The 12,420-nt window shown below is 69.2% G+C and carries 13 protein-coding genes; all 13 read left to right on the top strand.

Annotated elements, in window-relative coordinates; genetic code table 11:
• The 13 genes from dhaL to ptsP all read left to right on the top strand — a co-directional run bounded on the left by dhaL (position 1) and on the right by ptsP (position 12,367).
• Positions 1-663, top strand: coding sequence for a dihydroxyacetone kinase subunit DhaL (gene dhaL / locus C1746_RS06550; RefSeq protein ID WP_116713840.1), 663 nt, complete (start codon positions 1-3; stop codon positions 661-663).
• Complete coding sequence (gene dhaM / locus C1746_RS06545) at positions 660-1,439, top strand: dihydroxyacetone kinase phosphoryl donor subunit DhaM (protein ID WP_205711742.1); 780 nt, start codon at positions 660-662, stop codon at positions 1,437-1,439. The genes dhaL and dhaM overlap by 4 nt, the downstream gene beginning before the upstream one ends.
• A gap of 121 nt (positions 1,440-1,560) precedes the next feature.
• Entirely contained in the window at positions 1,561-3,186 is a 1,626-nt protein-coding gene (locus C1746_RS06540) for a dihydroxyacetone kinase subunit DhaK (RefSeq protein ID WP_116713839.1), read from the top strand.
• Between the two features lie 16 nt (positions 3,187-3,202).
• The gene (locus C1746_RS06535) at positions 3,203-4,528 is read left to right on the top strand and encodes a M20 family metallopeptidase (RefSeq protein WP_205711741.1); all 1,326 of its coding nucleotides are present in this window, start codon (positions 3,203-3,205) and stop codon (positions 4,526-4,528) included.
• Positions 4,529-4,557: 29 nt separating this feature from the next.
• Positions 4,558-5,439 carry an ATP-grasp domain-containing protein gene (locus C1746_RS06530; protein ID WP_116713838.1) on the top strand — a complete coding sequence of 294 codons (882 nt, stop codon included), beginning with the start codon at positions 4,558-4,560 and terminating at the stop codon, positions 5,437-5,439.
• A gap of 105 nt (positions 5,440-5,544) precedes the next feature.
• On the top strand, positions 5,545-6,306 hold the full coding sequence (locus C1746_RS06525; RefSeq protein WP_116713837.1) for a DeoR/GlpR family DNA-binding transcription regulator: 762 nt from the start codon (positions 5,545-5,547) through the stop codon (positions 6,304-6,306).
• Positions 6,303-7,268: a 1-phosphofructokinase gene (gene pfkB, locus C1746_RS06520; RefSeq protein ID WP_116713836.1), complete on the top strand. Its 966-nt coding sequence runs from the start codon at positions 6,303-6,305 to the stop codon at positions 7,266-7,268. The genes C1746_RS06525 and pfkB overlap by 4 nt, the downstream gene beginning before the upstream one ends.
• 78 nt (positions 7,269-7,346) lie before the next feature.
• Entirely contained in the window at positions 7,347-8,471 is a 1,125-nt protein-coding gene (gene mtlA / locus C1746_RS06515; RefSeq protein WP_116713835.1) for a mannitol-specific PTS transporter subunit IIC, read from the top strand.
• A 4-nt stretch (positions 8,472-8,475) separates the two neighbouring features.
• A complete protein-coding gene (locus C1746_RS22715; protein WP_116713834.1) occupies positions 8,476-8,787 on the top strand; it encodes a PTS lactose transporter subunit IIB in 312 nt (103 codons plus the stop codon).
• A complete protein-coding gene (locus tag C1746_RS06505) occupies positions 8,780-9,250 on the top strand; it encodes a PTS mannitol transporter subunit IIA (RefSeq protein ID WP_205711740.1) in 471 nt (156 codons plus the stop codon). Before C1746_RS22715 ends, C1746_RS06505 begins: the two co-directional genes overlap by 8 nt.
• A gap of 43 nt (positions 9,251-9,293) precedes the next feature.
• A complete protein-coding gene (locus C1746_RS06500; RefSeq protein ID WP_116713833.1) occupies positions 9,294-10,334 on the top strand; it encodes a zinc-dependent dehydrogenase in 1,041 nt (346 codons plus the stop codon).
• Between the two features lie 55 nt (positions 10,335-10,389).
• Positions 10,390-10,671 (top strand): HPr family phosphocarrier protein, encoded by a 282-nt coding sequence (locus C1746_RS06495; RefSeq protein WP_116713832.1) that lies wholly within the window; start codon positions 10,390-10,392, stop codon positions 10,669-10,671.
• A 4-nt stretch (positions 10,672-10,675) separates the two neighbouring features.
• Complete coding sequence (gene ptsP, locus C1746_RS06490; protein ID WP_116713831.1) at positions 10,676-12,367, top strand: phosphoenolpyruvate--protein phosphotransferase; 1,692 nt, start codon at positions 10,676-10,678, stop codon at positions 12,365-12,367.
• Positions 12,368-12,420: the final 53 nt, after the last annotated feature.

Below are 12,420 nucleotides of genomic sequence, written 5' to 3'. Positions count from 1 at the left end.
GTGCCCGATGACCGCACAGCGACGGCGGCCGCCCTGCTGGACTGGGTGCGTGTCTTCGCGACACGGGTCGAGGAGCACAAGCAGGAACTGACCCGACTGGACTCAGCCATCGGGGACGCCGACCACGGCATCAACATGCAGCGGGGAATGGCCGCGGTGATGGAGTCGATGGACGAGTTGGCGACCGACGACGTCGCCAAGGCGTTCGGCAGCATCGGCATGACCCTGGTCAGCAAGGTCGGGGGCGCCTCTGGTCCGCTGTACGGGACCTTCTTCCTCCGACTGGGCACGACCGGCGGGGCGGTCGACGCGCTGGACGCAGCCGCGCTCGGCAAGGCGCTGCGAGCTGGCCTGGAGGGCGTGATCGCCCGGGGCAAGGCCGAAGTCGGCGACAAGACCATGATCGATGCGCTCACCCCCGCGGTCGACGCCTTCGACGCAGCGGTTGCCGAGGGAGCGGACCTGGCGGTCGCCACCACCCGCGCGGCCGAGGCCGCAGCAGGCGGCCGCGAAGCGACGCGCGACCTGCTCGCCCGGAAGGGTCGGGCGAGCTACCTCGGTGAACGCTCGATCGGGCACATCGACCCCGGCGCCGCCTCAGCCGCGCTGCTGATGGAGGCGCTTGCCGCAGCCCTCGGCACCGGTGCGCCCGGTACCTCGTGACCGGCACCCAACAGGACTCGGCCGGCGCGGTCGGGCTGGTCGTGGTGTCCCACAGCCGAGCCCTCGCCGAGGCCGCCGTCGCACTCACCCTGCAGATGGTCGACGAACCGCCCCCCGTCGCCATCGCGGCCGGCACCGACGACGGCGGCTTCGGCACCGACGGCGTGGCCGTGTCCGGCGCGATCGCCGACGTGGCGGCCAAGGCTCCGGGCGGCGTGCTGGTGCTGATGGACCTCGGCAGCGCGGTGCTGTCGGCAGAGATGGCGCTGGAACTGACCGACACCGACGACGTGCCCGTGGTCCTCAGTCCCGCACCGCTGGTGGAAGGGCTGGTCGGCGCCGTCGTCGCCGCCGCCGCCGGGGCGACGCTGCACACGGTGGCCACAGAGGCCGCGGCCGGCACCGTCCCCAAGGAAACCCAACTGGCCGACACCCCGCTGCCACCGTCAGCGACCGCGGGTGAGGCGAGTGACGAGGCGACCAGCAGCAGCACACGGGTCACGCTGCACAACCCCTCCGGACTTCATCTGCGTCCCGCGGCCGCCCTCGTGGCCGAGGCGGGGGCGCACGACGCCACGGTGACCATCAGCGTTCCGGAATCCGGCCGCAGCGCCAACGCCGCAAGCGTGCTCAGCCTGGTCGCGCTCAAGGTCGAGACCGGCACCGAGATCCTGATCAGCGCGACCGGTCCCGACCGGGCCGCTGCGGTTGCCGCCATCGCGGGGCTCGCCCGATCCGGCTTCGGCGAGGTCGACCCCGACGCCCTCTCCGACTGAGCGGTCGGCAGCCCGAGCCAACACGGGGTTGGCCGCGACACCGGCGGGAACGGCCTGACCACGCCGCGCCCGCACACCGACGATTCCCCCAACGCACACGACAACAGAGGAGAGACCCCCCATGGATCAGTTCATCAACGACACCGACACGCTGGTGCGCGACGCGATCGACGGCGTGGTCCGAGCCGGCGGCGGACGCCTGGCGCGACTGGATGGGTACCCAGCCACCAAGGTCGTCGTTCGCACCGACTGGGACGCAAGCCAGGTCGCCGTCATCTCCGGCGGCGGCTCCGGTCATGAGCCAGCCCACGCCGGGTTCGTCGGGCCGGGGATGTTGACTGCGGCAGTCTGCGGCGAGGTCTTCGCCTCACCCTCGGTCGACGCAGTCCTCGCCGGGATCCTGGCCGTCACTGGCGATCCCGGCTGCCTGCTGATCGTCAAGAACTACACGGGCGACCGTCTGAACTTCGGCCTCGCAGCCGAACGCGCCCGCGCACTGGGCAAGCGGGTTGAGATGGTCGTCGTCGACGACGACATCGCCCTCCCCGAGCTGCCTCAACCACGTGGACTGGCCGGCACCCTGTTCGTCCACAAGATCGCCGGAGCGCTGGCGCACGCGGGGAACGACCTCGACACCGTCGCCGAGGCCGCGCGGCGGACCGTGGCTGGAGTCTCCTCGATCGGCATGTCGCTCGACACCTGCACCGTCCCGGGCTCACCCAAGGAGGAGCGGATCTCCGTCGGCATGGCCGAGCTCGGGCTGGGCATCCACGGCGAACCCGGAGTCGACCAGGTGGAGTTCACCGACGCCGGGCAGGCCATGCACCTGGTCGTCGAACGGCTGTCGGACCACAGGCCCCTCACCGACGACGCCGGGCATCGCGTCGCGCTGCTGAACAACCTCGGCGGGGTCACCGCGCTGGAGATGGGCATCCTGACCGCTGAGTTGGCCGCCAGCCCCGTCGGCCGGTCGATCGACTGGTTGGTCGGACCCGCACCGCTCATGACCTCGCTGGACATGCGCGGCTTCTCCCTATCGCTGCTGACCGTTGATGATGACGACCTCGCGGCGCTGCTCGCCGAGCCCGCGCCGCCTGCCTGGCCAGGCGCCAGCCAGCCGGAGGATCTCAGGACCATCCCCCTCCCGGACGGATTGGAGCACGACCAGCCCGAGCCATCCGAGCACCCGGAGACCCGGCGGCTCCTCGAGCGCTGCTGTGAGGCGATGATCAAGTCCGAGGCCGACCTGAACGAGCTCGACGCCAAGTCGGGTGACGGCGACACCGGCTCGACGGTCAAGGTCGCCGCAACCGCCCTTCTGAAGAAGCTCGACACCCTGCCGCTGGCTGACCACGCCGCCCTCTTCCACGTCCTGTCCACCACCATGAGCAGGGAGATGGGCGGATCCTCCGGCGTCCTCCTCGCCATCCTCTTCGCAGCCGCAGGGGACGCAGCCGACAACGGTGCCGGCGCCATCACGGCCCTTCAAGCCGGCCTGCAGCGGGTCAGCGAGGTCGGCGGAGCGGGACCTGGGGATCGAACGATGATCGATGCCCTCGCCCCAGCGCTGGACGCCAGCAGACAGGGGTGGTCGGCCGCCGCGCGTGCCGCACGCCAGGGTGCTGAGGAGACGGCGGCAATGGACACCGCCGCCGCGGGTCGAGCCAGCTACGTCTCGGCCGATCAGCTCCGCGGCCACGTCGATCCGGGCGCGGAGGCGGTGGCCAGACTCTTCGAGGCGCTGTAGGCGCTACGGTCACCGTGTGACCATCTCGGAGGAACACCCCGCCCCGCCCCCCGACTACAGCCAGATGTTCGAGCGCCTCATCGGCGAGATCGAACGGCATCCCGGGGTGGAGGCCGACAGCGAGGTCCGTGGGGCAGAGCAAGCCGTGCTCGACGGCGCCGGCCAGGCAGTCGAGCGCCACGCCGACGCGCTGGTCGACCTCTCCCATGACATCCACGACCACCCGGAGCTGGCGTATGAAGAGACCTACGCCGCCGACGCCGTCTCCACCTTCCTGACCGAGCGGGGACACGAGACCACACCCGGCGCGTACGGCCTCGACACCGCCGTCCACGTCCGTGCCGGCGAAGGCCACCCGCGAGTCGCGTTCCTGGCGGAGTACGACGCCCTGCCCGGCATCGGCCACGCCTGCGGCCACAACGTCATCTGCACCACCGCCGTGGGCGGGTTCCTGGCGGCCGCCACGCAGCTCGGCACCACCGGCGGCTCGGTCGAGCTGATCGGCACCCCCGCCGAAGAGGGCGGCGGAGGCAAGGAGGCCATCGCCCGGGCCGGCGGGTTCGACGACGTCGACGCCGTGGTGATGCTGCACCCCTTCTTCGCCGATGTCGCCGAGCACCCCTTCATCGGTGTCCGAACCGTCGTGGCCACCTTCACGGGCATCAACGCCCACGCCGCCGCCCTGCCGTTCCTGGGTCGCAACGCCCTCGATGCCGCGGTGCAGGCCTACACGGGCATCGCCCAACTGCGGCAGCACATGCTGCCGACCGACCGCGTGCACGGCGTGTTCACCGACGGCGGCGCCAAGCCGAACATCGTGCCCGACCGGGCCGAGGTCGAGTTCTACGTCCGCTCGGCGGAGCCGGCGACGCTCCAGGAGCTGTGCACCCGCGTGGACGCGATCTTCCAGGGCGCTGCCATCCAGGCGGGTTGCTCGGTGGAGGTGACGTGGGACCGCACACCCGTGTACATGCCGACCCGGCTGAACGGTCCCCTCAGTCAGCGCTACGCCGTCCACGCCACCGCCCGCGGCAGACGGGTGCTGCCGGGGGGCGTGATCCCCGAGGCGCTGACCGGGTCCACCGACCTCGGCAACGTCTCCGTCCGCGTTCCCTCCATCCACGCCCTGCTGGACATCGCGCCGTTCGGTGTGTCGCTGCACACCCCGGAGTTCGCCGCGTTTGCCAGAAGCGAAACCGGTGACGCTGGAGTTACGGACGGTGCCTACGCCCTGGCTGGAACCGCGCTGGACTACCTGAGTGATGCAGATCTGCGGGCGGCCGTCGACGAGGACTTCGCGGCCGGCGGCGGCGTCGTCGATGTCGAGGCGCTGTACCCCTGACCCCCCACAGACACAAGGACTCCTCTCTCATGGCCGACCCCTCGATCGCGCTGGCGACCTGCGCCGACGTTCCCGAACTCGACGAGGACGACCAGCTCCTCATCCCCGCCCTCGAGGCCACGGGAGCCTCCGTCGATGTCGTGGTCTGGGACGATCCTGGGGTCCGGTGGAAGCAGTACGACGCAGTGGTCATCCGGTCGACGTGGGACTACGCCGAGAAGCACGACGAGTTCGTCGAGTGGCTGGACCGGGCGGCCAAGGCCTCCCTGGTGATGAACCCGTCGAAGCTGATCGCCTGGAACATGGACAAGGGCTACCTCGGAGTCCTGGGCGCGGGCGGTGTCCCGACCGTGCCGACGCGGTACGTCCAACCTGGCGGGTACCTGCGCCTGCCGACCAACGGCGAGTTCGTCATCAAACCCACCGTGTCGGCGGGCTCACGCGACACAGCCCGGTACGACGCCAAGTCCGACGGCATGGCCGCGGTCGGACACGCCCAGGGGATCCTCGACTCGGGCCGTACCGTGATGATCCAGCCGTACCTGGAGTCGGTCGACATCCGCGGCGAGACGGCTCTGGTCTTCCTCGACGGCGAGTTCTCCCACGCCGTCCGGAAGGAGGCGCTCCTCGAGCTGAGCGGTGCACCGACCGAGGAGTTGTTCGCCCCTGAGGACATCTCCCCGGCGTCGGCATCGGATGCGGAGTTGGAGGTGGCGCAGACCACGCTCGAGGCCATGCCCACCTCGTTGGGTGTGCCCGTCTATGCCCGAGTTGATTTGCTTCACACCAGCCAAGGTCCGGTTCTGTTGGAGCTCGAGATGGCGGAGCCCTCCCTCTTCCTCCGCCACGAGGAGAGCGCCGCAGCCCGCTTCGCTGCTGCCATCCAGCGACGGATCGCTGACGGAGAGTAGCCTCCGCCTCACCCGCATCTGCGTTTCTGTCCGTTTTTCTGTTTTTGTGTTGCTTTGTGTTTGACTGTTGTGTAGGTTGCGGTCACGCGACCAGGAGCAGACACGATGTACGCCGAGGAACGACAGCAGGTGATTGCCGCACAGGCCCGTGAACAGGGTCGTGTGGAAGTGGTCCGCCTCGCCGATGAGCTGGCGGTCACACCCGAGACGATCCGGCGCGACCTGTCCCGTCTCGAGCGCCGCGGCGTCCTCAAGCGCGTTCACGGCGGGGCCATCCCCTTGGACCGCATCGGCTTCGAGCCGGCTGTCGAAGACCGAGGACAGCGGATGGTGGCTGAGAAGGAGCGCATCGCCAAGCGCGCACTCGCGGAGCTTCCAGCCGAGGGGTCCATCCTGCTGGACGCCGGGACCACGACGGCCCAGGTCGCCAAGGCGCTCCCGCAGGACCGGGAGCTCACGGTGGTCACCAACGCCCTGGACATCGCGGTCGACCTGGCCAACCGTCCGAACGTCACCCTGCTCACCATCGGCGGCCGTGTCCGCAGCCGCACCCTGGCCGCGGTCGACACCTGGGCCTCCAGCGTGCTGGACGAGCTGTACGTCGACGTGGCCTTCATCGCGACGAACGGGGTGTCGGTCGAGCGTGGCCTCACCACCCCGGATGCTGGCGAGGCCGGCACCAAGCGCACGATGGTGCGCGCGGCCCGACGCGTCGTGCTGCTGGCCGACCACACCAAGCTGGGCAACGACAACCTCGTCCGCTTCGCCGAGATCAGTGACATCGACACCCTGATCACGGACTCCGGCGCTGACGGCCGCCTGATCTCACAGATCGAGCAGGCCGACGTGGAGGTGATCCGGGCATGATCGTCACGCTGACGCCCAACCCGAGCGTCGACCGGACCATGAGCATCACCACGATGCAAGCGGGCGCCGTCATACGGTCGGTTGCCACCACCCAAGTGGATCCCGGCGGCAAGGGCATCAACGTCGTCCGGGCGCTGGCCAAGGCCGGCGTCTCGGGTCGCGCCGTCATCCCCTGCGGCGGCGCTGAGGGCAGACACCTCGTCGAACTCCTCGACGCCCGCGGCATCACGCCGGTCGTCGTGCCGATTGCAGAGCCCGTCCGGGTCAACATCGCACTGACCGAGCCGGACGGCACGACGACGAAGATCAACGAGACGGGCCCCACCCTGCAGCCACAGGAGATCCAGGCGCTGCTCGACGTCACCGTCGCCCAACTGAAGGCGGGCGATTGGCTGGTCGGCAGCGGCAGCCTGCCGCCCCGTGTCGACGACCACTTCTGGGCGAGCCTGGCCGGTCGAGCCCATCAGGTCGGCGCCAAGGTCGCCATCGATACCTCAGGCGCCTCGTTCAAGGCTGCGCTGGACGCCGGACCGGACCTGGTCAAGCCGAACCGCGAGGAGCTCGAGGAGTCCGTCGGGACCTCACTGTCAACGATCGGTGCGGTCGTCGATGCGGGCCGTGAACTGATCCGCCGCGGCGCTGGTGCGGTGCTGGCCAGCCTCGGGGCCGACGGTGCCGTCCTCGTCACCCCGGATCAGGCGCTGCTGGCATCCAGTCCGCCGATCACGCCGGTCAGTTCCGTCGGCGCCGGCGACTCGACGTTGACCGGCTACCTGATCGCGCGCGTCCGTGACACCGACGACCACGCCGCCGACCACGCCGCCGCCCTTCGACTCGCCGTCGCCTACGGCACGGCTGCGGTCCAACTTCCGGGCAGTTCGATGCCCGGCCCGGCCCACCTGCGGCCGGATGACATCACCATCACGACCGATCTCGATCTGGACCGCCGACTGGCGGCCTAGGTCAACCGGGCAGCTCAGCCCACTCACCCACCCGCACGAGCCGATCCACGTCACGTGGGTCTATTGGAGGAACCCAAAATGAGCACAGCAGCAGCCGCGCCCCCCACCTCAGGTGGGTGGAAGGCCAGCGTCCAGAAGTTCGGCGGCAACCTCGCCGCCATGGTCATGCCCAACATCGGCGCGTTCATCGCCTGGGGTCTGATCACCGCCCTCTTCATCGAAACGGGCTGGCTACCCAACGAGGGGCTCTCCTCGATGGTCGGCCCCATGATCCTCACTCTCCTCCCGCTGCTGATCGCCTACACCGGCGGGCGGCTGGTCCACGGTCAGCGCGGCGCGGTGATCGCGGCCGTCGGCACGATGGGCATCATCGTGGCCACCGAGATCCCCATGTTCCTCGGCGCGATGATCTGGGGGCCGGCCTGCGCCTGGGTCCTCAAGCAGTTCGACAGCATCGTCGTCCCGAAGGTCAAGAGTGGCTTCGAGATGCTGGTGAACAACTTCTCGCTCGGCATCCTCGGGACGCTGCTGGCCATCGGCGGCTACTACATCATCGGCCCGATCGTCAGCGGCATCACCACCGCACTGGGCAACGGCGTCGACTTCCTGGTCGAGAACAGCCTGCTGCCCTTGGCCTCGATCATCGTGGAGCCGGCCAAGGTCCTGTTCCTGAACAACGCCATCAACCACGGCGTGCTGTCGCCGCTGGGAGCGGTCGAGGCCGAGGAACTCGGCCAGTCGATCATGTTCATGATCGAGACCAACCCCGGTCCCGGGCTCGGCATCCTGATCGCCTTCCTGGTCGCCGGTCCCCGCAACGTCCGACAGTCCGTCCCCGGTGCGATGATCATCCACTTCTTCGGCGGCATCCACGAGATCTACTTCCCCTACGTCCTCATGAAGCCGAAGATGATCATCGCGGCCATCGCCGGCGGTGCCACCGGTGTCGCCACGTTCATGGTCACGGGTGGTGGCCTGGTCGCCACTCCCTCACCCGGTTCGATCTTCGCGTGGCTGGCCGTCACTCCACGAGGCGGCTTCGTCAGCCCGTTGCTCGGCATCACGCTCTCGACCATCGTCGCGGCCGTCGTCGGCATCGTTCTGCTGAAGGCTGAGCGCACCGAAGAGGTCGTCGACCTGGACGAGGCAACGGCGCAGAGCAAGGCCAACAAGGGCGTCAAGGTCAACCCGGCAGGAGCGTAGCGCCATGGCAACGATCAACGGAAGCGACGTGAAGACCGTCGTGGTGGCCTGCGAGGCCGGGATGGGGTCCAGCGTGCTGCTGACCAACCAGCTGGCAGCCCGACTGAAGCCCTACGGGGTGAGCGTGTCGCACAGCCCGGTCAACCAGCTCACCGACGAGACGGCGGACGTGGTCCTGTGCCACCAGGGGCTGGCCGACCGAGCCAAACAGGCGGCTCCCAACTCTCCGCTGCTGCCCTACATGATGTTCATGGGCGACCCGGCCTTCGACACGCTGGAGGCCGCCATCCGGGACGGGGGGACCCTGGGTGAGTGACTCCTCCACCGGAGCGGCAGCAGGGATCGCAGCTCTGCTGCCGCGGGAGGCCATCAAGCTGGGCCTCCCATCGACCACCCGTGAGGATGCCGTAGAGCAGGCGGGGGCAGTCCTGGTGAGCATCGGTGCGGTGGAGTCCCACTACGCCGAAGCGATGCAGGAACGTGAGCAGATGGTCTCCTCCTTCGTCGGCGAAGGTGTCGCCATCCCCCACGGCACCAACGAGGCCAAGAAGTACGTCCGCAGGGCCAGCCTCGCCTTCCTCCAGTTCCCTGACGGGATCGACTGGGAGGGCCAGGACGTCAAGGTCGCCATCGCCATCGCGGCTGCGGCGGACGAGCACCTGGCCGTCATGTCGGCCCTGGCCACCATCTTGATGGATGCCGATCAAGCCGAAGCCCTTCGCAGCACCGACGACCCGGACCGGGTTCTCGCGCTGCTGAGCAACACCGCCCGCTCCTAGCGAACACACCCACGACAACCACCACCCGAAGGACCATCACACCATGCTTGCTGCAACGTTCTACGAACCCGGCGACCTCCGGGTCGACGACGTCGAGGAACCCTCCGCTGGGCCTGGGGAGCTCAAGCTGCGGATGCACGCCACGTCCACCTGTGGCACCGACGCAAAGATCTGGAACCACGGACACCCGCGACTCGATCCACCGCAGATCATCGGCCACGAGCTGGCCGGCGAGGTGGTGGAGATCGGCGAGGGCGCCCAAGGCTTCGAGATCGGTGACCGCGTCCAGGTCATCGCCGCTGTTCCCTGTGGCGACTGCTGGGCCTGCGATGACGACATCATGCAGGTCTGTCCCAACCAGACGTCGATGGGCTATCAGTACCCCGGCGGATTCGCCGAGTACATGATCGTCCCCGAGTTGGTCGTCCGGGTGAACGGCGTCAACACGATCCCCGAGGGGCTGAGCTACGCCGAAGCCTCCGTCACCGAACCGCTGGCCTGTGCGCTCAACGCCCAGGAACTCGCGCGCGTCGGTGAGGGAGACACGGTTGTGGTGATGGGGGCCGGCCCCATCGGTTGTCTGCACGTCCGGCTCGCGCGAGCGAAGGGTGCGGTCAAGGTCTTCTTGACCGACATCAACGAAGAACGGCTCACTCTCTCTGCCGATCGAGTTGATCCGGACGCCGCAATCGTCGGCTCAGGCCAAGACGTTATCGACGAGGTCTTGCGTCTGACGGACGGCCGGGGGGCCAGCGTGATCATCACCGCTGCGCCCTCCGGCAAGGCCCAGGAGGACGCCATCGAGATGGCGGCCGCGCAGGGGCGCGTCAGCTTCTTCGGGGGGCTCCCGAAGGACAACCCCTACATCAGGTGCGACTCCAACAAGGTCCACTACTCCGAGCTGTCACTGATCGGGGCGAACGGCTCGAGCCCGACCCACAACCGACGAGCCCTGCACATGATCGCAAGTGGCGAGGTGCCGGTCGACGACCTGATCACCCACAAGCTGCCGCTGTCGGAGGTCCACGCAGCCATCGAGGCCGTGATCTCCGGCGAGGCCATCAAGGTCGTCGTCGAGCCATGACATCCGGCTCGGCCTGAGCCGACAGGCCCGGTCGAGCCACCACAAGGAGCCAGCCATGTCAGATGAGAACACCGTCAGCCGCACTGTCACCGTTGGATCGTCGGTCGGGCTGCACGCCCGTCCTGCCGCCGCCGTCGTGAAGGCCGCGGGTGAGCAGCCCGCACAGGTCTTCCTCGAGACCGCCGAGGGCAAGAAGGCCCAAGCCGCGTCCATGCTCATGGTGCTCGCGCTCGGGGCCGGGCACGGCGACGAGTTGACCGTGACGGCCTCCGGCGACGGCGCACAGGAGTCCGTCGACGCGATGGCCGACCTGATCGCCAGCGACCTGGACGCGTGATCCCATGACGACCGACACGGCGACGGACGGGATCGGGGTCGAGCTGATCGGGACGGGGGTGTGCGCGGGCATCGGCATCGCTCCGGTCGCCCACATGGGCACCCCGGTCAAGGAGCTGCCGCCCGCCAAGATCAAGGGCGACCCGGAGGTGGACATCGACCGCGCTGAGCGAGCGATGGACCACGTCGCGGAGGACCTGGAGGCGCGGCGGGACCGCGCCGCTGGTGAGGCCGTGGCCGTGCTGGATGCCCAGTCGATGATGGCCCGCGACCCCGGATTGCGGACCATGGTCGCAGATGCCATCAAGGGCGGGAAGACGCCGGTGTACGCGGTGGATGAGTCCATCACCCACTTCCGCCAGATGCTGGAGGACATGGGCGGCTACATGGCCGAGCGCGCGGCCGACCTGATCGACCTGCGCAACCGGATGGTCGCCAGGCTCCTGCACCTGCCCATGCCCGGCATCCCCGACCAGGAGGAGCCCTTCGTGCTGCTCGCGGAGGACCTCGCGCCGGCCGACACCGTCGATCTCGACCCCGAGCGGATCCTCGCGCTGGTCACCGAGAAGGGCGGGCCGACCTCCCACACCGCAATCATCGCCAAGTCACTCGGCCTCCCGGCGATCGTCTCCTGCGGCGGCGCGCTCGATCTGGAGGAGGGCACCACCGTCATCGCGGACGGCTCGACCGGCATCGTCACGGTCAGCCCGACCGACGACCAGATCTCCGCGGCGCAGCGGCGCCAGGAGGAGCGCGCGAAGCTGCTGGCCTCCTCCTCCGGACCCGGCCGTACAGCCGACGGCCACGCCGTCAAGCTGCTGTTGAACGTGGGCAACGCCGAGCCCGCGGGTGAGGGACAGACTCGTGCGGGTGATGTCGACGCCGAGGGCGTCGGGCTGTTTCGCACCGAGTTCCTGTTCCTGGACCGGACCGAGGAGCCCACGGTCGAGGAGCAGACGGCCAGCTACCGGCGGCTGTTCGAGACGTTCGGCGGGCGACGTGTCGTGGTGCGGACCCTCGACGTCGGCGCGGACAAACCACTGCCGTTCGTCGACCCCGGTCCGGGTGACAATCCCGCACTCGGCCTGCGCGGCTGGCGGCTGCGGGAACTCGAGCCCGGCATCATCGACCGGCAACTCGAGGCCCTGGCAGCCGCAGCGGAGGACGCACCGTGCGAGGTGTGGACGATGGCGCCCATGGTCTCGACCGTTGACGAAGCGGCTGGCTTCGTCGAACGAGCACACAGCATCGGACTGTCCACGGCCGGCGTGATGGTCGAGGTGCCGTCGATGGCCATCCAGGCCCGCAACCTCGTCGAGGTCGTGGACTTCGTCTCCATCGGAACCAACGACCTGTCGCAGTACACCTTCGCGGCCGACCGGCTGGTCGGCGAACTGGGCGAGTTGCTGGACCCCTGGCAGCCGGCCGTCCTGGACCTCGTTGCCAGGGTTGGCGCGGCCGGCCGGGAGGCCGACGTCCCCGCCGGCGTCTGCGGCGAGGCAGCGAGTGACCCGCTGCTGGCACGCGTGCTGGTGGGGATGGGGATCACCAGCCTGTCGATGTCAGCACCGGCAGTGGCCGAAGTGCGGATCTCGTTGGCCGGTGCGTCGCTGGACGCCTGCCGTGCGGCAGCGGAGGCGGCCCTCGCGGCGGCTGACCCGGCCGACGCTCGGCGTCTGGTCTACGACACCGCCTGAACGGGCTCCCCAACGCCGAGGGCTACGATGACACCCGCGGATACGCTCACGGT

It is taken from the genome of Euzebya tangerina (assembly GCF_003074135.1).
Classification (GTDB): domain Bacteria; phylum Actinomycetota; class Nitriliruptoria; order Euzebyales; family Euzebyaceae; genus Euzebya; species Euzebya tangerina.
This window is presented reverse-complemented; position numbering and strand designations above follow the sequence as displayed.

Bases quoted from the DNA above. Each gene is read 5' to 3' on its own strand.
- C1746_RS06530 (WP_116713838.1), top strand. From the start codon at position 4,558: ATGGCCGACCCCTCGATCGCGCTGGCGACCTGCGCCGACGTTCCCGAA.
- C1746_RS22715 (WP_116713834.1), top strand. From the start codon at position 8,476: ATGGCAACGATCAACGGAAGCGACGTGAAGACCGTCGTGGTGGCCTGC.
- mtlA (WP_116713835.1), top strand. From the start codon at position 7,347: ATGAGCACAGCAGCAGCCGCGCCCCCCACCTCAGGTGGGTGGAAGGCC.
- C1746_RS06495 (WP_116713832.1), top strand. From the start codon at position 10,390: ATGTCAGATGAGAACACCGTCAGCCGCACTGTCACCGTTGGATCGTCG.
- C1746_RS06525 (WP_116713837.1), top strand. From the start codon at position 5,545: ATGTACGCCGAGGAACGACAGCAGGTGATTGCCGCACAGGCCCGTGAA.
- C1746_RS06500 (WP_116713833.1), top strand. From the start codon at position 9,294: ATGCTTGCTGCAACGTTCTACGAACCCGGCGACCTCCGGGTCGACGAC.
- C1746_RS06540 (WP_116713839.1), top strand. From the start codon at position 1,561: ATGGATCAGTTCATCAACGACACCGACACGCTGGTGCGCGACGCGATC.
- pfkB (WP_116713836.1), top strand. From the start codon at position 6,303: ATGATCGTCACGCTGACGCCCAACCCGAGCGTCGACCGGACCATGAGC.
- ptsP (WP_116713831.1), top strand. From the start codon at position 10,676: ATGACGACCGACACGGCGACGGACGGGATCGGGGTCGAGCTGATCGGG.